This window comes from Micromonospora sp. CA-248260 (assembly GCF_050942205.1).
Taxonomy (GTDB): Bacteria; Actinomycetota; Actinomycetes; order Mycobacteriales; family Micromonosporaceae; genus Micromonospora; species Micromonospora antibiotica.
The window spans coordinates 5976136-5995600 of record NZ_CP192021.1 but is presented as its reverse complement, the minus strand read 5'-3'; the positions used below and the strand labels follow the sequence as shown (position 1 = coordinate 5995600).

Annotated in this window: 23 protein-coding genes; 10 read left to right on the top strand and 13 right to left on the bottom strand. The window is 72.5% G+C overall.

Going from position 1 to position 19465, the window contains the following annotated elements; all coding sequences use genetic code 11:
* Positions 1–33: 33 nt before the first annotated feature.
* The 3 genes from ACQP2H_RS25880 to ACQP2H_RS25870 form a co-directional block, all read right to left on the bottom strand.
* Complete coding sequence (locus tag ACQP2H_RS25880) at positions 34–606, bottom strand: DUF5709 domain-containing protein (RefSeq protein WP_208568109.1); 573 nt, start codon at positions 604–606, stop codon at positions 34–36.
* Positions 607–679: 73 nt separating this feature from the next.
* Positions 680–1387 carry an ATP-binding protein gene (locus ACQP2H_RS25875; protein ID WP_308290906.1) on the bottom strand — a complete coding sequence of 236 codons (708 nt, stop codon included), beginning with the start codon at positions 1385–1387 and terminating at the stop codon, positions 680–682.
* A gap of 80 nt (positions 1388–1467) precedes the next feature.
* On the bottom strand, positions 1468–1623 hold the full coding sequence (locus ACQP2H_RS25870; RefSeq protein ID WP_219464542.1) for a hypothetical protein: 156 nt from the start codon (positions 1621–1623) through the stop codon (positions 1468–1470).
* 218 nt (positions 1624–1841) lie between these two features.
* Between ACQP2H_RS25870 and ACQP2H_RS25865 the strand changes: the two genes are divergently transcribed.
* Positions 1842–3161: a glycosyltransferase gene (locus ACQP2H_RS25865; protein WP_219464541.1), complete on the top strand. Its 1320-nt coding sequence runs from the start codon at positions 1842–1844 to the stop codon at positions 3159–3161.
* Between the two features lie 95 nt (positions 3162–3256).
* Here ACQP2H_RS25865 and ACQP2H_RS25860 read toward each other — a convergent pair whose 3' ends face one another.
* The 4 genes from ACQP2H_RS25860 to ACQP2H_RS25845 all read right to left on the bottom strand — a co-directional run bounded on the left by ACQP2H_RS25860 (position 3257) and on the right by ACQP2H_RS25845 (position 6839).
* On the bottom strand, positions 3257–4144 hold the full coding sequence (locus ACQP2H_RS25860) for a hypothetical protein (protein ID WP_219464539.1): 888 nt from the start codon (positions 4142–4144) through the stop codon (positions 3257–3259).
* 26 nt (positions 4145–4170) lie between these two features.
* Entirely contained in the window at positions 4171–4989 is an 819-nt protein-coding gene (hisN, locus tag ACQP2H_RS25855) for a histidinol-phosphatase (RefSeq protein WP_433229206.1), read from the bottom strand.
* Positions 4990–5344: 355 nt separating this feature from the next.
* Positions 5345–5668 carry a nuclear transport factor 2 family protein gene (locus tag ACQP2H_RS25850; RefSeq protein WP_219464537.1) on the bottom strand — a complete coding sequence of 108 codons (324 nt, stop codon included), beginning with the start codon at positions 5666–5668 and terminating at the stop codon, positions 5345–5347.
* Positions 5669–6008: 340 nt separating this feature from the next.
* Positions 6009–6839, bottom strand: a complete 831-nt coding sequence (locus ACQP2H_RS25845) for an SDR family NAD(P)-dependent oxidoreductase (RefSeq protein ID WP_433229203.1) — start codon at positions 6837–6839, stop codon at positions 6009–6011.
* 60 nt (positions 6840–6899) lie between these two features.
* Here ACQP2H_RS25845 and ACQP2H_RS25840 point away from each other — a divergent pair, with 60 nt between their 5' ends.
* The gene (locus tag ACQP2H_RS25840) at positions 6900–7556 is read left to right on the top strand and encodes a TetR/AcrR family transcriptional regulator (protein WP_219464535.1); all 657 of its coding nucleotides are present in this window, start codon (positions 6900–6902) and stop codon (positions 7554–7556) included.
* Between the two features lies 1 nt (position 7557).
* Here the strand turns inward: ACQP2H_RS25840 and rsgA are convergent, their stop codons facing one another.
* Positions 7558–8451 (bottom strand): ribosome small subunit-dependent GTPase A, encoded by an 894-nt coding sequence (rsgA, locus tag ACQP2H_RS25835; protein ID WP_255597727.1) that lies wholly within the window; start codon positions 8449–8451, stop codon positions 7558–7560.
* Between the two features lie 204 nt (positions 8452–8655).
* Positions 8656–9957, bottom strand: a complete 1302-nt coding sequence (gene aroA, locus ACQP2H_RS25830; RefSeq protein ID WP_219464534.1) for a 3-phosphoshikimate 1-carboxyvinyltransferase — start codon at positions 9955–9957, stop codon at positions 8656–8658.
* Positions 9958–10059: 102 nt separating this feature from the next.
* On the opposite strand from aroA, the gene ACQP2H_RS25825 reads away from it, so the two are divergent.
* The 5 genes from ACQP2H_RS25825 (at position 10060) to rsrA (ending at position 13384) form a co-directional block, all read left to right on the top strand.
* Positions 10060–10758 (top strand): SOS response-associated peptidase, encoded by a 699-nt coding sequence (locus ACQP2H_RS25825; protein WP_219464533.1) that lies wholly within the window; start codon positions 10060–10062, stop codon positions 10756–10758.
* A 200-nt stretch (positions 10759–10958) separates the two neighbouring features.
* Positions 10959–11351, top strand: coding sequence for a WhiB family transcriptional regulator (locus ACQP2H_RS25820; protein WP_208568120.1), 393 nt, complete (start codon positions 10959–10961; stop codon positions 11349–11351).
* 27 nt (positions 11352–11378) lie between these two features.
* Positions 11379–11990, top strand: coding sequence for an alpha/beta hydrolase family protein (locus ACQP2H_RS25815; RefSeq protein WP_433229199.1), 612 nt, complete (start codon positions 11379–11381; stop codon positions 11988–11990).
* A gap of 280 nt (positions 11991–12270) precedes the next feature.
* A complete protein-coding gene (locus tag ACQP2H_RS25810) occupies positions 12271–13095 on the top strand; it encodes a sigma-70 family RNA polymerase sigma factor (protein ID WP_219464530.1) in 825 nt (274 codons plus the stop codon).
* A 1-nt stretch (position 13096) separates the two neighbouring features.
* Positions 13097–13384 (top strand): mycothiol system anti-sigma-R factor, encoded by a 288-nt coding sequence (gene rsrA, locus ACQP2H_RS25805; protein ID WP_067312082.1) that lies wholly within the window; start codon positions 13097–13099, stop codon positions 13382–13384.
* Positions 13385–13580: 196 nt separating this feature from the next.
* Here the strand turns inward: rsrA and ACQP2H_RS25800 are convergent, their stop codons facing one another.
* A complete protein-coding gene (locus tag ACQP2H_RS25800; protein ID WP_369700219.1) occupies positions 13581–13655 on the bottom strand; it encodes a 50S ribosomal protein bL37 in 75 nt (24 codons plus the stop codon).
* A gap of 249 nt (positions 13656–13904) precedes the next feature.
* Here ACQP2H_RS25800 and ACQP2H_RS25795 point away from each other — a divergent pair, with 249 nt between their 5' ends.
* The 3 genes from ACQP2H_RS25795 to ACQP2H_RS25785 all read left to right on the top strand — a co-directional run bounded on the left by ACQP2H_RS25795 (position 13905) and on the right by ACQP2H_RS25785 (position 17458).
* Entirely contained in the window at positions 13905–14120 is a 216-nt protein-coding gene (locus ACQP2H_RS25795; protein WP_145921537.1) for a biotin/lipoyl-binding carrier protein, read from the top strand.
* Positions 14120–14650, top strand: coding sequence for a GNAT family N-acetyltransferase (locus tag ACQP2H_RS25790; protein WP_308291117.1), 531 nt, complete (start codon positions 14120–14122; stop codon positions 14648–14650). The genes ACQP2H_RS25795 and ACQP2H_RS25790 overlap by 1 nt, the downstream gene beginning before the upstream one ends.
* Positions 14651–14917: 267 nt before the next feature.
* Complete coding sequence (locus ACQP2H_RS25785; protein WP_433233675.1) at positions 14918–17458, top strand: tetratricopeptide repeat protein; 2541 nt, start codon at positions 14918–14920, stop codon at positions 17456–17458.
* A gap of 494 nt (positions 17459–17952) precedes the next feature.
* Here the strand turns inward: ACQP2H_RS25785 and ACQP2H_RS25780 are convergent, their stop codons facing one another.
* From ACQP2H_RS25780 to ACQP2H_RS25770, 3 genes are all read right to left on the bottom strand, one after another.
* Positions 17953–18678: a DUF3800 domain-containing protein gene (locus ACQP2H_RS25780; RefSeq protein WP_219464528.1), complete on the bottom strand. Its 726-nt coding sequence runs from the start codon at positions 18676–18678 to the stop codon at positions 17953–17955.
* Between the two features lie 87 nt (positions 18679–18765).
* On the bottom strand, positions 18766–19185 hold the full coding sequence (locus tag ACQP2H_RS25775) for a hypothetical protein (protein ID WP_219464527.1): 420 nt from the start codon (positions 19183–19185) through the stop codon (positions 18766–18768).
* Complete coding sequence (locus tag ACQP2H_RS25770) at positions 19182–19433, bottom strand: hypothetical protein (RefSeq protein ID WP_219464526.1); 252 nt, start codon at positions 19431–19433, stop codon at positions 19182–19184. Before ACQP2H_RS25770 ends, ACQP2H_RS25775 begins: the two co-directional genes overlap by 4 nt.
* Positions 19434–19465: the final 32 nt, after the last annotated feature.

The window sequence follows — 19465 nt, the reverse complement described above, 5'->3', positions numbered from 1 at the left end:
CGACTGGGCAGTGCGGGGCCGGGACGGCCGGGGTCAGTGCGCCTCGGGCGGCCGGGTCTCGTGGATGGCCAGCTCTTCGGCGCTCGCGCCGCCGCCGGCCGCACCCGCGTCGTACGCGATGCTGTCGGTCTCCTGGTCGGTGCGGGCACCCTCGTCCGGTTCGACCAGGCGGCCCACCTGGGCGTCGGCGACCGTGCCGAGCTGACCGTGGTCATAGAGCGAGACCGGGGAGTTCGGGTCCGAGGTGGGGCCCGGGTTCAGCACGTCGGCGTCGAGTTGGGCCTGCGCGGCGGCCTCCTCGTTCTCCGCCTCGGCGGCGATGTCCGGGTCGACCGGGCCGGCGAGCGGATCGTCGGCCCGCCGTTCGTACTGCTCGCGGGCGAGCTTGTAGTCCAACGACTCGCCGTCGAGCTGCTCGTCGGCGGTGGTGCCGAAGTGGTCGACCGCGACCGGGGTCCGGTCGCCGGGCAGCTGGGCCGGGTCCGGGCCGTCGGCCTCCCGGCCGGTCAGCACGTCGTCGTTGGCGGTCGAGTCGTCGTCGGCGGTGTCGGGCAGGCCGAGCGCCTCGGGGTCGGACACGGGGGTCGGGAACTCGTCGTCGCGCATGGCTGAGCACTACCCACTGGCGGGGGCCGGGTAACCGGGTCCCGCTCCCCGGATCGGGACGAAAATGCAGAAATCAGTCGTGATGCCAGGATGACTCGTCCTCGGTGTGCAACACGCACCAGATCACCTTGCCATCCGGGAGCAGGGTGCTGCCCCAGCGGCGGGCCACCGTGTCGATGAGCAGCAGGCCCCGGCCGCCGGCCGAGGTGAGCGGGGCCAACCCCGCATACCTCGGCTGCTGCCGGGAGTGGTCCCGGACGGCCACGTGCAGGGTGCCGCCCTCCGGGGCCAACCGCAGCGTCATCGGGGTCGCCGCGTGCGCCACCACGTTGTTGACCAGCTCGGTGACCGCGATGCAGGCCGGTTCGGCCAGCTCCGGCACGCCCCACCGGGCGCAGCCGTCGGTCACCAGTTCCCGGGCCCGCCGGGCCGCACCGACCGCCGGGGCCAGTTCCTCGGTCAGCACCGCCGCCATCGGCGTACGGGCCAACGCGGCCGTCGCCCCGTCGCGGGTGGCGTGGACCGCCAGCTCCCCGCTGACCGTCCCGGCGGGGTCGACCACCAGCAGGTCGGCCGCCGGCCAGTCGCGCACCGTCCGTCGTACCTCAGCCAGCAGGCGGTCGACGGTGGGCCCGGCGGACCGCAGCCCCGACACGTCGACCACGATCGGGCCGGGCCGGTCACCGAGCCGGGCGAGCAGGGCGTCGCGGACCCGGTCGTGGTCGGCCGGTTCGAGCACCCCGCTGAGCCACACCACCGCCGACGAGTCGTCGACGGCCACCCGGCACCCCACCGCTGGTGGAGGGGCCGTCCCGGGGGGACCGGCCCCCGGGCGACGGGTCGGCGGCAGGTCGGAGCGGCTCATCGTCGTCCCGCCCGGTCGGGCCGGGCGGCGACGCCCGGCGTGCCCACGGCGACGCCGTGTCGGGGGACGGGGTACGCCGGGCTGGCGTCGATCCCGCCCGGAGCGTCGGGGACCAGCGTGGTGGCCTCGACGGGGATGCGGGTCAGCGGCATCTCTGGTCGGTACCCCCGGGGCGGCCGGGTCATGCCGGGGGACGCCGACTGATCGTGCGGCGCCACCCGGCGGGCGGCCCGACGGGTGGCGGCGCCGCCCACCGCCGCCGCCACCAGCCGCTGACCGCTTCCGATCTGCGAGGTTTCGGCTCGTGGGACCCCGGTTAATGGGACGCTCTGACCGGAGACCACCCTCGCAGATCGCATGGAGGTGCACCATGCGCGTCGGCCTCGTCTGCGCGCACGCCGGGCCGTCCCGGTCCGCGGCAGAACCACCCGTCGGTACCCACGAGCACGTCGCCCGGGTCGCCGGCGAACTGGCCGCACGCGGCCACGACGTCCGGGTGTACGAGCGCCGCGACGATCCCGCCCTGCCGGCGAGCGTCGAGGTCGACGGCTACCGGGTGCAACGGGTGCCCGTCGGCCCGGCGCAGCCCACCGCCACCGCCGACCTGGTCCCGTACGTCCCCGAGTTGGGCCGCTGGCTGGCCGAGCACTGGGCCGGGGAGTGGGCGCCCGAGGTGGTGCACGGGCACTACTGGATCGGTGGCCTGGCCGCCGCGCACGCCGTCCGCGAAACGGACATCCCGGTGGTGCAGACCTTCCATTCGCTCGGCGTCGAACAACGCCGTCACCTCGGCCACCAGTACGACGGCCCGGATGAGCGGATCCCCCTGGAGCGGGCCCTCACCCGGGCGGTGGACGTCGCCGTGGCCCAGTGCAACGCCGAGGTCGACGAGCTGACCCGGATGGGGCTGCAACGGACCTCGGTGGCGATGGTGCCGACCGGCGTGGACGTCGAGCGGTTCCACCCCGACGGCGAGGCCGCCCCCCGCGAGCAGCGGGCCCGGATCCTCTCCGTCGGCGGACTCTCCCCCGGGCACGGGCAGGACGACCTGATCCGGGCGATGCGGCTGGTCGGCGACGCGGAGCTGGTGATCGCCGGAGGGCCGCCGGCCGACCAGTTGGCCACCCACGCGGAGGCCCGTCGGCTGCGGGAACTGGCCGAGCGCACCGGGGTCGCCGACCAGGTCACGCTGGTCGGCGCGGTGCCGCACGACCAGTTGGCGACCTGGTACCGCTCCGCCGACGTGGTGGCCTGCACCCCGCACTACTCCTGTGCGGGGCGGGTGTCGCTGGAGGCGATGGCCTGCGGGGTGCCGGTGGTCGGCTACGCCGTGGGCGGGATCGCCGACGCGGTGGTCGACGAGGTCACCGGCCGGCTGGTGCCCCCCGGCGACGTCCGCACGCTGGGCATGACGCTGCGCCGCCTGCTCGCCGACAACCCGGGCCGGTTCGCGTACGGGCACGCCGCGGTGGACCGGGTGCGGTGCAGCTACACCTGGGAACGGACGGCCGGCGCGCTGGAGCGGCTCTACGAGCGGGTGGTGGGCCGGCGTACGCCGGTCGAGGTGCCCGACGTGGTGCCGGTCGGGGGCGGCGTCGACCCGTCGGTCGAAGAGGGTGCCGCGACGGTGGCCGAGGCCGACACTGACGCCCCGGTCAAGGGCGCGACCGCCGGCCCGGTCGGCGTCTGACCGGGCCGGGAGATCCGGACGGTCGTGACTTCGGGGCGGTCGTGGCTTCGGGGCGGTCGTGGTTTCCGGGCGGTCGTGGTTTCCGGGCCGTCCGCTCAGACGCGGGGGACCGCGCCGACCATGGCGCGTTCCCGGGGGCGGGTCACCGTGTGGTGGTGCTGCGGTGCGGCGTACCGGGTGAGCCCGATCACCGAGGCGAGGGTGATCAGGAAGCCGACGGCGGCCAGCCACTCCCGGCCCGGCCAGATCTTGTCGTTGAGCAGCAGCAGACCGACGATCGCGGCGGGCACCGCACCGGCGGCGTCCATCGCGGCTACGGCGGCCGTCGTGGAGCCCCGCTGCATCGCCAGCCCGAGCAGCAGTTGACCCACCAGCGAGTGGGCGATCAGCAGGTAGAGCAGCGGGTCACGGACGAACGCCTCGGCCGACGGGGCGGAGGCCAGCGGCCGGGCGGCCACCGCGGCGGCGGAGAACGCCAGCCCGGCCAGGGAACCGAGCGCCACCGAACCGGGCGCCCCGTGCAGGCGTACCGCGAAGAAGCCGAGCAGCCCGATCCCGCCGAGCGCCACCGCCAGGGCGACCAGGCCGGCGGTGCCGAGCCCTTTGGAGGGGGCCGGCTGGGCGGAGAGCACCAGCGCGGTGATCCCGGCGAAGAGCAGCACCAGCAGCGCCACCTCGGCGGCGGGCAGCCGCCACTTGAGCACCACCACCCCCAGCAGGGCGGTCACCCCCAGCCCCGCCGCCACGCTCGCCTGGACCAGGAACAACGGCAGGTCCCGGCGGGCCAGGAAGGCCAGCACGAAGCCGGTCACCTGGCAGAGCAACCCGATCAGGTACGTCCGGTGCCCGGCCAGCCGCAGCAGCAGCCCCGGGTCGAAGGTGTGGTGCACGGTCGTCCGGGCGGCGGCCACCGACTGGAGCATGTTGGCGAAGCCGTACGCGACGATCATCGCCGCGAGGAAGCACCAGCCGGAGGACACCACCAGGCGAGAATAGAGGGCTGGTGGCCTCAGCGCTCGGTCGGCCGACCCAGCCGGGAGAGGACGTCGGCGTGCAGCGGACCGTTGGTGGCGATCGCGCTGATCTCACCGGACACGCTCCCACCAGGGGCGGGAGTGCCGTCCAGGGTGGTGATGGTGCCCCCGGCGGCGGTCACGATCGGCACCAGCGCGGCAATGTCCCAGAGCGACAATTCCGGCTCCACCATCACGTCCAGTGCCCCCTCGGCAAGCAACATGTAGCCGTAGAAGTCGCCGTAGGCGCGGCTGCGCCAGGTGTCGCGCATCAACTGGAGCACCGCGTCCAGCCGGTCGGCGGCCTCCCACCCCGTCAGCGACGAGTAGCAGACGCTGGCGTCGGCGAGGTCGCGGACCCCGGAGACCCGGATCGGCTCGCCGGAGGCGGCGTCCGGTCCGGCGTACGCGCCCAGGCCGGGGGCGCCCCACCAGCGTCGGCCCAGCGCCGGGGCGGAGACCAGCCCGACCACCGGCCGGTCCCCCTCCAGCAGGGCGATCAGGGTGGCCCACACCGGCACACCCCGGACGAAGTTCTTGGTGCCGTCGATCGGGTCGATCACCCACCGTCGGTCGTGCGGGCCGGTGGCCGGCTGTGCGCCGTACTCCTCGCCGAGCAGCCCGTCGCCGGGCCGCTGGTCGGCCAGCAGCGCCCGGATCTCCCGCTCCACCGAGGTGTCCGCGTCGGAGACGGGAGTCAGGTCCGGCTTCGCCGTCACCCGCAGATCCAGCGCCCGGAACCGGCTCATCGAGATGGCATCGGCAGCATCCGCAAGCCGATGAGCAAGATCAACATCCCCCACATACCCCGTCACCCCAAAACCCTAACCCCCGCCCCCGCCCCCGCCCGCTCCCACCTCCCCTCCCGCTCCCACCCACTTCCCGCGCGCGTGATCAAGAGGTTTGCGTCATGGGAGGGCTCCGGGATGACGTAAACCTCTTGATCACCTGACGCAAACCTCTTGATCACCGGGGCGGGGGAGGGGGCTGGGCAGCGAGGCGAGACGGTGAGGCGGGGCGGGAGAGGAGTGCCGGGCGGCGGGGCCGGGGCGGGGTGGGTGGGGCGGGGTGGGTGGGCGGTGAGGCGGCGAGGCCGGCGGCGAGGCCGGGGGCGGGGGAGGGGGCGGTGAGAGGGCTGGGAGGGGTGGGGTGGCTGTGGTCGGGGAGGGGTCAGACGGGGGTGATTGCGAGGTCGGTGACCTGGTCGTCCTTGATGCCGAACACGAACGCGAAGGACAGGGGCCCGCCGGGGAACTCCCCGTCCCCGGAGGCCACCAGCCGGTCGTCGACGAACGAGGTCGGCGTGATCACGATCTTCGGGTTGATCAGGTGCACCTGGATCCACTCGCGGATCGCGGACTCGCCGGTGTAGGCCGTCCCGTCGTCGTGCACGGTGGCCCCGTCGGCGAAGACCGCGGCCAGCGCGTTCGGGTCGTGGGCGTTGGTGGCGGCGACGAAGTTCTCGACGGCCTGGGGAAGGGTGACGGTGTCCATCTCTGCTCTCCGGTCTTCTCGGGTTGCCGGGGCGCGGGTGCGTCCGGGCGTGTTCCTGTGGCGGCTCGGCGCCACGGTGATGCTGCGGGTGCCGTCCCGCCACGGGCCGTGCGGCATGGTGATCAGTTCAGGTGCGGGATGACGGTCGGCGAGGGCCCCGTCGGTTCGGTGGTGTGTGGTGACCCGGTCCGCCCCGGAGCGGCTCCGCGCGTTCGCGGCACGGCCGACTTCCGGCGGTTGCCGACGCGGCCCTGTCAGCAGGCGCCGCGCGTCTCCTGCCGGCAGGCTCCTCCGACGCGGTTCCTGTCGGCAGGCTCCGACGCGCTCTCAGTCGGCAGGCTCAGAAGTCCGCCGAGCGCGAGAGCTTCTCGTTCGAGCGCAGTTCCGTGAGGGCGTTCTCGTGCATCGCGACGACGGCGTCGTAGCCGGAGTTGCCGAGCACGATCCGGTGCGGCGGGACGGGCGCGGCCAGCGCGCCGATCACGGCCTGGACGCCGCGCTCGGGGTCGCCCTCCTGCCTGCAATTGTGGTCCACGAATGCCGCCTTGACGCCCTCGACCAGCGGCACGTAGGCGTCGACGGTCTCGTTGACGGGTTCGTCCTGGAAGCCGGCGAAGGCGTTGGTGCGGAATGCTCCAGGTTCTACGAGGAGCACGCGTACCCCGAACTGTTCGACTTCGTGGCGCAGCGTCTCCGACAGTCCTTCGAGGGCGAACTTCGCCGCGGAGTAGTAGCCGAATCCTGGTGCGCTGACGAGGCCCGCCACCGACGACATGTTCACGATCCAGCCGTCGCCGCGTGCCCGCATGCCGGGCAGGACCGCGCGGATCACCTCGACCACGGCGAACAGGTTGAGGTCGAACGTGCGGCGGATCGTCTTGTCGGGGGCGCCCTCGACCGAGCCGAACCAGCCGCGGCCCGCGTTGTTGACCAGCACGTCGATCCCGCCGAACCGCTCCTCCGCCGTGCGGACCGCCGCCCGCACCTGCTCGGCATCGGTGACGTCGAGCGGGAGTACGAGCACCCGGGCACCGTACGGTTCGGCCCATTCTCGCAGTTCGGAGGGGCGACGGGAGGTCACCGCCACATGGTCGCCCTGCTTCAGTGCGGCCTCGGCATAGAACAGGCCGAACCCTCCTGGCGTTCCACCGGTGATGAACCACGTTCTCATGGAGACTTCTCCTTTCGCTACAGGGGCCAATGTAGTGCTACATGCGCTACTGTAGCAACCATGCAGAACGCGCGGGATCGACTCCTCCTCGCCGCGGCGGAGTTGCTGGAGAGCAGCGGCACGGTGTCCACGAGGGCGGTGTGCGAACGCGCCGGGGTGCAGGCCCCGACGCTCTACCACCACTTCGGCAGCAAGCAGGGCCTGATCGACGCCGTGGTCAACCACGGCTTCACCCAGTACACGGCGGTCGAGAGTTCCGGCGACCCGCTGGGCGACCTGCGGGAGGGCTGGGACCGCCACGTACGGTTCGGGCTGGAGCACCCGTCGTTCTACGGGCTGCTCTACGGCCGGGCCGAACCGGGAAGGCCCTGCGCCGTCACCGCTCCCGCGCACGCCGCGCTGCGCGAGCGGCTCACCGGCGCCGCCGCCCAGGGCATGCTCAAGGTGCCGGCGGCCGACGCCGCCGAACAGGTGCTCGCCGCCAACGTCGGCATCACGCTCACCTTGATCAGCCAGCCGGAGCCGGACTTCGGGCTGTCCGAACGCGTCCGCGAGGCCGCGCTGGCCGGGGTCCTGCACACCCCCTCCGCCGATGCCCCCGCCACCCGGGCGAGCGCCGCACTGACGTTGCGCGCACTGGTCGGCGACGACCCGGGCGACCTCACCCCTGGCGAACGGGCGCTGCTCGGCGAGCTGCTGGACCGCCTGGCCCGCTAGGTCAGGAGCCGGCCAGGGGATCGCCGGGGTTGCGCTCCACCTCGCGGGGGTCGCCCTCGCCGGCCCGGGAGGCCAGCAGGCGACGGTACGAGGCCAGTCGGCGCTGGTCGGCCTTGCCGGCGGTGACCCAGGCGTCCAGGGCGCAGTCCGCCTCGTCCGGGGTGTGCGGGCAGTTGGGCGGGCAGTCCACCGTTCCCTCGACCAGGTCGGGGAAGCCGTGCAGCAGGCTCTCGGCCGAGACGTGGGCCAGCCCGAAGCTGCGGATGCCGGGGGTGTCCACGATCCAGCCCGGGTCCCCGTCGCCGCCGGGGGTCCGGGGCAGCCGCAGCGCCACCGCGCTGGTGGAGGTGTGCCGGCCCCGGCCGATCGCGCTGACCACGCCGACCGCCCGCAGCGCCTCCGGCACCAGCCGGTTGACCAGCGTCGACTTGCCCACCCCGGAGTGCCCCACCAGCACCGACACCCGGCCGGCGAGCAGGGCGCGCAGTGCGTCGAGGTCGGAGTCGGGCCGGACCAGCACGTACGGCAGTTCCAGCTCGGTGTAGTAGCCGACCACCTGTTCGGGGCCGGCCAGGTCGGCTTTGGTCAGGCAGAGCAGCGGCTCGATGCCGGCGTCGTATGCGGCGACGAGGCACCGGTCGATGAAGCCGGTCCGGGGTGGCGGGTCGGCCAGCGCGCTGACGATCACCAGCTGGTCGGCGTTGGCGACCACCACCCGTTCCAGCCGCCCCTCGGCGGTGTTCTCGTCGTCGTCGGCGGTGCGCCGCAGCACCGAGCGCCGTTCGGTGATCCGGACGATCCGGGCCAGCGCCCCGTCGGTGCCGGAGACGTCGCCGACCAGGCTCACCCGGTCACCGACCACCACCGACTTGCGGCCCAGTTCGCGGGCCCGCATGGCGGTTATCGCGGCACCGTCGGGGGCGTCGGGGAGTACGCAGGTGTACCGGCCCCGGTCGACGGCGATGACGAACCCGTCGACCGCGTCGTCGTGTCGGGGGCGGGTGCGGGTACGGGGACGTGAGGACCGGCCGGGCCGGACCCGTACGTCGTCCTCGTCGTACTCCCGTCGTTTGGTCGTCAGGACCTGCCCCCTCCGTCGTCAGCTCTTGCCGGTCACCATCGCCGACCATAGTGCCGGGAATTCCGGCATGGTCTTGGAGGTGCATGCCACGTCGTCGACCTCGATGCCTGCGACGGCGAGCCCGGCCACCGCGGCGGCGTGCGCCATCCGGTGGTCGGCGTAGGTGCGGAAGGCTCCCCCGTGCAGCGGCCGGGGTCGGATCTCCAGCCCGTCGGCGGTTTCGGTCAGGTCGGCGCCGAGCCCGGTGAACTCCCGGGCCAGGGCGGCGAGCCGGTCGGTCTCGTGCCCCCGGATGTGCCCGATGCCGGTGAAGGTCGACGGCGAGTCGGCCAGCATGGCCAGTGCGGTCAGGGCCGGGGTCAGCTCGCTGACGTCGGACAGGTCGGCGGTCAGCCCGTGCACGGTGCCGGTGCCGCGGACGGTCAGCCCGGCGGTGGTCAGGGTGACCTCGCCGCCCATCCGGTGCAGCAGCGAGCGGAGCTGCTCGACCGGCTGGACGCTGTTGTGCGGCCACCCCTGCAACGTGACCTCACCGCCGGTGACCAGGGCGGCGGCGAAGAAGGGGACCGCGCCGGAGAGGTCGGGCTCGATCTCCCAGCTCCGGCCGGCGAGCGGCCCCGGCTCGACCACCCAGACGTCGGGGACGCTGTCGTCGACGGCTGCTCCGGCGGCCCGCAGCATCTGCACCGTCATCCGCAGGTGCGGCGCGGACGGCACCGGTGGGCCCTGGTGCCGGACCACCACGCCCCGGTCGAAGCGGGCCCCGGCGAGCAGCAGGCCGGAGACGAGCTGGCTGGAGGCGGAGGCGTCGATCACCACCTCGCCACCGGCGACCCCACCGGTGCCCTGCACCACCAGGGGGAGGCTGCCGGTCTCGGGCGCGTCGATCCGGACGCCGAGGGAGCGCAGCGCGCCGATCAGCGGGCCGAGCGGCCGGACCCGGGCCTGCGGGTCGCCGTCGAAGGTGACTTGCCCTTCGGTGAGGCCGGCGACCGGTGGGACGAACCGCATCACCGTGCCGGCGAGGCCGACGTCGACGTGGGCCGGGCCGACGAGCCGGTGCGGCCGGACCAGCCAGCGGTCGTCGTCGGAGACGGAGACGTGCGCGCCCATCGCGCGCAGCCCGCCCGCCATGAGTTCGGTGTCGCGGGCCCGTAGCGGCCCGTGCAGCGTTGACGGGCCGCCGGCCAGCGCGCTGAGCACCAGGGCGCGGGCGGTCATCGACTTGGAGCCGGGTAGGCGCAGCGTCGCGGTGACCGGGTCACTGGCGGTCGGCGCGGCCCAGGGTTGTTGCGGACGGGTGGCGGTCAGGTTTCCCACGGTCACATTCTGCCAACCCGGCGACGATTTCGAGCCGACCGTCCGGCTGACTCCCGGTTGGCGGGACAACCCACGACGGGGCGGGGCGTTAGCGTATGCGGCATGTGCGGCAGGTATGCGACGACCCGCAGTGCCGGGGACCTGAGCGCCGTCTTCGAGTCGTACGACGACACCGAGGGTCGGCTCGGGCCGGACCACAACGTCGCGCCGACCGATTCGGTGCCGGTGGTCCGGGTCGACACCGAGCAGGGGCGGGTGTTGTCGGTCGGCCGCTGGGGCCTGGTGCCGCACTGGGCGAAGTCGGCCTCCGGCGCGGCCCGCATGATCAACGCCCGGGCCGAGACGGTCGCCACCAGCCGGGCGTACGCCGTGCCGTTCGCCCGTCGGCGCTGCCTGGTCCCGGCCGACGGCTGGTACGAGTGGGTACGCGGGTCCGGTGGCGCGAAGCAGCCCTACTTCATGACCCCGCGGGACGGCTCGGTGCTGGCGTTGGCCGGCATCTGGTCCCGCTGGGAGGAGTCGCTCACGTTCAGCGTGCTGACCACGGCGGCGGTGGGCGAGTTGGCCGAGGTGCACGACCGGATGCCGCTGTTGTTGCCGTCGGACCGGTGGACGGACTGGCTCGCCCCGGCCGACGATCCGGCGGCGCTGCTGGTCCCGCCGCCGGCGGGGTGGCTCGCCGGGTTGGAGATCCGTCCGGTCGGGACGGCGGTGGGCAACGTGCGCAACAACGGCCCGGAGTTGACCGCCCGGGTGCCGGTGGACCGGGAACGCTCCCACGGGGAGACTGCGCTGTTCTGAACGCGATTGGCGACATTGTCGCGTACGAATTGCCAGAGTTCCGGGCGAAACGTCGCTCGGACCTTTAGCCATCTTTCCGGCAGACCCCTTGTCCCCGTAGCCAACAGTGCGATAGAACACAGCGCTGGCACTGGGAGCGTCTTCGCGCAGTGTGAACGACGCCCGTCGATCTTGCCGGTCCCACGGGGGAGGTGGGTGTGATGACCCGGGCGCGTATGCCCCGACCGCACGAGGTGGCCGCCGCACGACGGGATCCGCGACTGCTGCGCGCGTTGCGGGACCGCCGTTCCGACGATGCCTGGCGGACCAGAGGAACCTGTCAGAGTGTGGATCCGGAGACGTTCTTTCCGGCACCCAACGAACCAGCCGACTCGGCGGTGGCGCTCTGCCGCAGCTGTGACGTCCAGGGATCCTGCCTGGCCTGGGCGTTGGAGGTGGGCGACACCCACGGGGTGTGGGGTGGCACCACCCCACGTGAGCGCCGGGCCATGCTGGTCGCCTGGCGTGGCGAGGTCGGATCCGATCCCGCCGCGGCCGACGACGCCGGCCCACCGGTGCGGGACCGGCTGCTCACCCTGGTTCCGCTGAGCTGACCCGTCGGGGCGGCGCAGAATGGCCGGGTGCCGCACCCCACGCAACTCGACACCCCCCGGGGCCCGGCCCGGGTCGACACCGACCTGCCGGCCGCCGCGCCGACGTCGCTGCTCGTGCTCGGCCACGGCGCCGGTGGTGCGGTGGACGCGCCGGACCTGCTCGCCCTGCGCGACGCCGCCCGCGACGCCGGGGTGGTGGTGGCCCGGGTGACCCAGCCCTACCGGGTGGCCGGTCGCCGGGCCCCGGCCCCGGCCGGGCACCTGGACGAGGCGTGGACGGCGGTGCTGGCCGCGCTGCGCCACCGGCATCCCGAGCTGCCCCTGCTGGTCGGTGGGCGGTCCAGCGGTGCCCGGGTGGCCTGTCGGACGGCCCGCGCGGTGGGTGCGGCCGGGGTGGTCGCGTTGGCCTTTCCGCTGCACCCGCCGGGGCGGCCGGAGCGCTCCCGGGCCGACGAACTGGTCACCGGGCTGCCGACGCTGGTGGTCAACGGCGACCGGGACCCGTTCGGGACGCCCACCGCCGCCGGCCCGGTCGAGGTGGTGGTACGCGGTGGCGAACGTCACGACCTGCGCCGGGATCCGACCGGCACGGCCGGGGTGGTGCTCATCTGGCTGCGCGCACACGGCTGGGCCCGCTGATCCGCCCGGACCGGGTCGTCCCGCGCCGCGTCGACCGGTCGCCCCGGCGCGGACCGACGCGGTGACCACCCGTTTCCGCCCCGCCGGAGCCGTCGTTGCATCCGATGGTGTCGACCTTCCGGTTCGGGTGGTCGGGACCGTCCCTCCCAGGCCCTTCCTGGTCCCAGCCCGCCGGTAGCCGACCGGTGGGTCGGGACCAGGAGCGGGGGCCGGCGGAATGCCCGGCCTGCGGTCGGGTGTTACGCCTCCCGGACGAAGAATCTGGCGAGGGGGGTGACCGGTGCCGACCGAGACACGGAACCGGGAGCGGGACGAGCAGGGCGCACGGCAGCTCAGACAGCTGCTGGACGGCCCGGACTGGCCGGCGGTGGGGACCGGTCACGAGGTGGTGAGCACCAGCACACCCGGCGGAACCGAAGCTGTGGGCCGGTTCGGCCGCGTATCCTCGGCGGGACAGCATCCGACGCGAGGGGATGTGCGGTTGACCACCGAGAAGACGGACGAGCGTAAGGCCCGCTTCGAGCGGGACGCGATGCCCTTCGTCGATCAGCTCTACGCCGCCGGGCTGCGGATGACACGCAACCCGGCCGATGCCGAGGATCTGGTCCAGGAGACGTACCTGAAGGCGTACGCCGCCTTCCACCAGTTCGAGCAGGGCACCAACCTGAAGGCCTGGCTCTACCGGATCCTGACCAACACCTACATCAACTCCTACCGCAAGCGGCAGCGCCAGCCCATCCAGGCGCCCACCGAGGAGATCACCGACTGGCAGCTCGCCGAGGCCGAGTCGCACACCTCCAGCGGGTTGCGGTCGGCCGAGACCGAGGCGTTGGACCGGCTGCCCGACAGCGACGTCAAGGAGGCCCTGCAGCAGTTGCCGGAGGAGTTCCGGTTGGCGGTCTATCTGACCGATGTCGAGGGCTTCTCGTACAAGGAGGTCGCCGACATCATGGGCACGCCGATCGGCACCGTGATGTCCCGGTTGCACCGCGGGCGTCGCAATCTGCGCAAGCTGCTCGAGCGGTACGCCGCGGAGCGTGGCTTCAGCGCCGCGCAGCCCGCGAAGGGCTCGACCACCACCGCCACTGCCAGTCGGGAGGTGTGACATGAGCTGCGGAAAGCCGCACGAGACGGACTGCCGGGAAGTGCTCGCCGAGGTCTACCTCTACCTGGACCTGGAGTGTGCCGAGGAACGCCGTTCGCTGATCCGCTACCACCTGGACGAGTGCGGGCCCTGCCTGCGTGAGTACGGCATCGAGCAGGAGGTACGGGCGCTGGTGGCCCGCTGCTGCGGCAACGAGACCGCCCCCGACCAGCTGCGCGAGCGGCTGCGGGTACGCCTCACCGAGCTGGTGGTCTTCGAGGCCAGCGAGTCCCGCGAACTCGCCGAGTGACCCTGCGGCGGCCGGGTGACCCCGCAGCCGCCCGACGCGCCGGTGCCCGCACCCCACCCGGCGTCGAATGAAATCCGGCCCGCACCGGCCGGCTGACGGCACGCACACCGGTGGCCCGGGTCGACGTCGACCCGGGCCACCGGTGTGTCCGGCTCCGGCCGGCCCTGGCGTCGCGGCGGTGGACCGCCGGGACGACTCAGGAGTTGGGGCGCTTGCCGTGGTTCGCGCCGCTCTTCTTACGGGCCTTCTTCTTACGGGCCTTCTTCGCCATGCTGACCTCCTCGTGATGGGTCCGACCCCTGCTGCGGCGACCCTGGACGTCGGGGCACGCCGCCGGTCCTCCCGGCGTCGGGGTCCGACCTGATGATGCTAGTGCGGCCGGCACCCGCCGTCGTGCGCCGGGGCGGCAGCGGTACGTCGGTGGGCGTGGCCTGGCCGGTGTCGGCGCTCGTCGCCCGCGCGGGGGCGGCACGTGATTGGATACCGACGCAGACACACCCGGTGGAGAGGGAGGGCCGTGATGGCCGAGGAGATCCGCGCCGAGATGGTGGCCAACGTGTGGAAGGTCGTGGCGTCGACCGGTGACACCGTCTCCGAGGGGGACACGTTGGTGATCCTGGAGTCGATGAAGATGGAGATCCCGGTCGTCGCCGAGTCCGACGGGGTGGTCGAGCAGCTCGCGGTCAACGAGGGCGACGTGGTGCAGGACGGTGACCTGATCGCGGTGATCGGTTGATTCCCGGCGACCGGTCGACCGGGCTGCTGGTCCGGCGGGCCGGGCCGGCCGAGTTTCCGGCGGTGGCCCGGCTGACCGTCGCCGCCTACGAGGCCGACGGCCAGCTCAAGGGCGAGAACGGTTACGGCGGGGTGCTGGCCGACGTGGCCGGCCGGGCGGAGCACGGCGAGATCCTGGTCGCCGTCGACGAGCCGACCGGTGCCGTGCTCGGCTCGGTCACCTACGTGCTGCCCGGCAGCCCGTACGCGGAGCTGTCCCGGCCGGGTGAGGCGGAGTTCCGGATGTTGGCGGTGGACCCGGCCGCCCAGGGCCGGGGCGCGGGCGCGGCGCTGGTCCGGGCCTGCCTGTCCCGGGCCGTGGACCAGGGCTGCTCGGCGATGGTCATCTGCGTCCGCAGCGGGCTCGCCGACGCCGCCCACCGGCTGTACGCGGGGCTCGGCTTCGTGCGTACCCCGGAGCGGGACTGGTCTCCGCTGCCCGGCGTCGACCTGCTCGCCCTGCGCATGGCCCTGCCCGCCGGCCCGGCCTGACCGGGTCGCACCGGTCTGCCCGCCGCCTGGCCGTGGACGGCGTCGCACCCCTCGTCACATCGGGCCATGCGCTGCCCGTCGTGCTCGGAGCACCCGACATCGGCGGCCGTCATCTTCGTTGGCCACCCGTGACGCCTGAAGAAGACGAGCACGCCGTCTACGCCTGGCTGAGGTCGAGAATGCTCTCAGCTGATGGGCGGGCTAGCGTGGGTGAGATGGCGGGTCTGCGCTTCTTGCCGGTCACCTTCAGAATGACGTGTGGCCTTCATGTCGGTGCGGCGACGACTCCGCCAGATCGTGTTGCTGTTCTCCTCGGTCGCAGTCGTTGTCCCGGTGGTGTACTTCCTGGTGAAGCAAGGTCTGGACCGGGCTGAGAAAATCACCAGCATCGGTTTCGGGCTCCTCGGAGCGGTAGGGCTGGTGGTCGGCTGGCGCACGGCGCGACCAGGCAAAAAACCCGGCACCGCCAGCCCGACTGAGTCCGTGCCCCTCGGGTGCCTGCTGCATCTTCGCGACGACGGACGGCCGCCGTTGGTGGAGCAGGTCGACCCGCTGGACCTGGGCGTCAAACCTGCCATCGATACCACCGACCGCCATGACCAGGACCTTCCTCGCTACGTTCCCCGCACTGGTGACGATGATCTGGAATGGGCCATCGCCGAAGGCGGGATCGTGCTGCTGCACGGCAAGGCAGCCGCCGGCAAGAGCCGCAGCGCGTTCGAGGCCATCCACCGCCTCCGCCCGCACCACCAGCTACTCACCCCGGCGTACGCAGGGGCGCTGAGAGATCTGGTCGAGGCCGGCTATCCGATCAGCGATGCGGTCGTGTGGCTCGACGACCTGGAGCGCTTCCTCACCCCCGGAGGCATCGACCAGGCGCTACTTCAACGTCTGTGCCCCTCCGGGCGGGCCGACGTGGTGGTGGTGGCCACCATCCGCGACGAGGAACTATCCCGCCTCGACCACGCCGCCACCCGAGGCGGCCAAGGCCAAGAACTCATCACAGCCGGGCTGGACGAGGCTGCGGCGAAACTGGTGGCCCAGATCCGCGGCCGACGTCGCATCCCGGTCGGTCAGCACCTCACCGACTCCGAGCGCACCGCCGCCGAGGCCACTGGCGACGACCGGATCACGGCTGCGCTAACCGCCGGGGTCGGGTTCGCCGAATACCTCGCCGCCGGCCCGGCCATGATGCGCCGCTGGTCGGTCGGCGACGGCCCCTCGTTCGAAGTCGGACACGCCCTCATCAGCGCCGCGGTGGACTGTCGCCGCGCCGGCTACACCACTCCCGTCTCCCGCGACATTCTCGCCAAGCTCTACCGCCCCTACCTGTCCCCCGCCTGGAGACACCGCGCCGATCTACCCACCATCACTCAAGGACTCCAATGGGCATGCGAACGGGTCCTCGGCGCCAGCTCCTGCCTCCTGCCCCACGACAACGACACCTACACCGCCTCCGACTACCTCCTCGACCGCACCACCACCGGCCAAGGCCCCCTCGCAGCCACCCCAGTCCCCGACCATGTCTGGAACACCCTGCTCCCCATCGCCACCACCCCCCAAGCCGCCACCACCCCCCAAGCCGCCACCATCGGCACTCATGCCTATTTCACCCAACGGTTAGACATCGCCGAACAGGCGTGGCGCACCGCAGCCGACACCGGCCACACCGACGCGATGTTCAACCTGGGCGTTCTGCTTGCCCGGGGCGGTGATAGCCAGGAGGAGGCGGAGCAGTGGTTCCGGCATGCAGCCGACACCGGCCACACCGACGCGATGAGCAACCTGGGCGTTCTGCTTGAACAGCGCGGCAGCCAGGAGGAGGCGGAGCAGTGGTTCCGGCGTGCAGCCGACACCGGCCACACCGAGGCGATGTACAACCTGGGCGTTCTGCTTGAACAGCGCGGCAGCCAGGAGGAGGCGGAGCAGTGGTTCCGGCGTGCAGCCGACACCGGCGACACCAGGGCGATGAGCAACCTGGGCGTTCTGCTTGAACAGCGCGGCAGCCAAGATGAGGCGGAGCAGTGGTATCGGCGTGCAGCCGACACCGGCCACACCGAGGCGATGAGCAACCTGGGCGTTCTGCTTGAACAGCGCGGCAGCCAAGATGAGGCGGAGCAGTGGTATCGGCGTGCAGCCGACACCGGCCACACCGAGGCGATGAGCAACCTGGGCGTTCTGCTTGAACAGCGCGGCAGCCAAGATGAGGCGGAGCAGTGGTATCGGCGTGCAGCCGACACCGGCCACACCAGGGCGATGAGCAACCTGGGCGTTCTACTTGCCAAGCGCGGTGATAGCCAGGAGGAGGCGGAGCAGTGGTTCCGACGTGCAGCCGACACCGGCCACACCAGGGCGATGTACAACCTGGGGATTCTGCTTGAACAGCGCGGCGATAGCCAGGAGGAGGCGGAGCAGTGGTATCGGCGTGCAGCCGACACCGGCCACACCGGGGCGATGAGCAACCTGGGCGTTCTACTTGCCAAGCGCGGTGATAGCCAGGAGGAGGCGGAGCAGTGGTTCCGACGTGCAGCCGACACCGGCCACACCAGGGCGATGTACAACCTGGGGATTCTGCTCAAACAGCGCGGCGATAGCCAGGAGGAGGCGGAGCAGTGGTATCGACGCGCAGCCGACACCGGCCACACCGACGCGATGTACAACCTGGGGATTCTGCTCGAACAGCGCGGCAGCCAAGACGAGGCGGAGCAGTGGTATCGACGCGCAGCCGGCACCGGCCACCGGCCGGCGATGAGCAACCTGAGGGCTCTGCTTGAACAGCGCGGCGACGGTGAGCAGCCCGAGGGGTAACACCGGGATGGCATCGCGGCGGGCCTGCACAGGGTTGGGAACGCTGCGACCGCGCCATCCGCGCTGCCCATCTGTGCCACGCCCGTGGCAGGTCAGTGGCGGCTAGGTGCGTCTGGTGAACGATGGCCGCGCGGGTAGCGTGACCGAGGGCGATGTGGCCGCCTGCGGCGTCAGCGAGGACGCCGGGCTGGCGGGCGTCGTCGACGCCGGGCTCGGCCGCGAAGAGGCAGCACGGCGACAGCGGGCGTGGTGGTCAGCAGGGTGAGCAGGGCAGTGCCGACGTCGCTGCTCGTGGCCGCGTAGACGGCGGCGAGCAGACAGCCGGCACACCGACGGTGCGGTCTTCGTCGGCGACATCGGGGTCATACCCCGGTGGCACCCGGCACCCGACCCCAAGCCGATTCGCGAAGTTTGTGTGTCGCGCACAACTTGCTGCTAATCTGGGGAGCGCAGGAGGCCCTTTCGGGGGTTCCCGCAGCCGCCTTAGGGCCCGCTCACGCGGGCCCTTCGTGCATCTGAGGGGCGGTCGGGGACCAGCACCAGGAGTGGTAGCGGCGCGGCTCGACCCACGACCACAGCCGTTCGTTCGCGGCCATCTCGCGCGGGTCCGCTACGGTACCGCTGGCTATTCGGCGGAACAGGAATGTCACCAGGTCGACGGCCTGCACGAGCCGTGAGGCATGCGATGGGGCGAAGTGCAGTGTGTCGACGATGTGGGTGAGCCGGCGAGATCGGTAGCCGCCGGTTCCAGCAGTCCGGTAGCGGCTCAGGTCGGAACGATGGGTTGCCGGGTTGTCGACCTCGTCGGCGATGACCAGGACCAGCTGCTCGCGCATCGCCGCGTACCCGTCGATGCGTTCGAGCAGGTGTGACAGCACCACCTCGTGTGCCGGCTTTGGTGTGGCGTACCGACGGGTGAGGCCATGGCGGTCGACCCCTCGCAGGATGATCGTGACCTCGTGCGAGCCGATGGCCTTGAGCGCGGAGTTGTACACCGCGATTCGGGCCCGGGGCGGCAGACCTGTCCACGGCGCTCGGCCCTGGAACAGGTCGTAGCCATGAAGCTCAGACTCCGCCGCGACGCCGTAGGCCTTCGCCGCGTCGAGCATCACCTCGTCCAAGGCTGTGCTCAACGGGATGGCCACGACGTCGGGGACAAGTAGCGCGCCCATCCAGTACCAGCGATCGGTGTACGACTCGTCCAGGTAAGTCAGCAGCACCCGCAGACAGTAAGCGCGCGATCACCACACGCCGCGCGACGCGCCGGCGGATCCTCACCGCCGGCTGGGGTGCCGCAGAGGCACCGGTCACGCCTGGCTGAGGTCGAGAATGCTCCAGCCGGCGGGCAGCACGGCGGCGGCCGGATTGGGGTCGGTGGTGGCCAGATGGGCCTGGTGGGCGATGGCAGTGCGGGCGGCGTGCCCGAGGGCGATGTCGCCGTCTGCGGCGCGGGCGAGGACGCCGGCTTGGCGGGCGTCGTCGACGCCGGGTTCGGCTCCGAGGGGCAGCACGGTGATGGCGGGTGTGGTGGTCAGGAGGGTGAGCAGGGCCGTGCCGACGTCGCTGCTGGTGGCGGCATAGGCGGCGGCGAGGCAGGCCGCCGGCACGCCGACGGTGCGGTCTTCGTCGGCGACCTCGGCGATCAGCTCGCCGACGGCGAGCTGCCCGTCGACGTACGCGGCGAGGGCGGTGGCGTCCAGGACCACGGCGACCTGGTTGTCGCTCACGCGCCCTCGTCGAGCATCCGCTGCCCCTCGGCGAGGGCGTCGTCGGGGATCGGCGCGGCCAGGCGGTCGCGCCAGCGGGCCTTGCCGGCTTCGGTGACCTCGATGCCGGCGCGGCGCAGCACTTCGTCGAGTTGGGTGCCGGCCATCTGGGCCCGGACGGCTGCGGTGATGGCGGCGCTGACGTTGGGCTGGCCGTCGAGCCACTCGGCGACGTCGTCGGGCACGCTGATGGAGCGTTTCGCGGTCATGGTGGCAGCGTACTCCCGCTGGTAGCACCGGC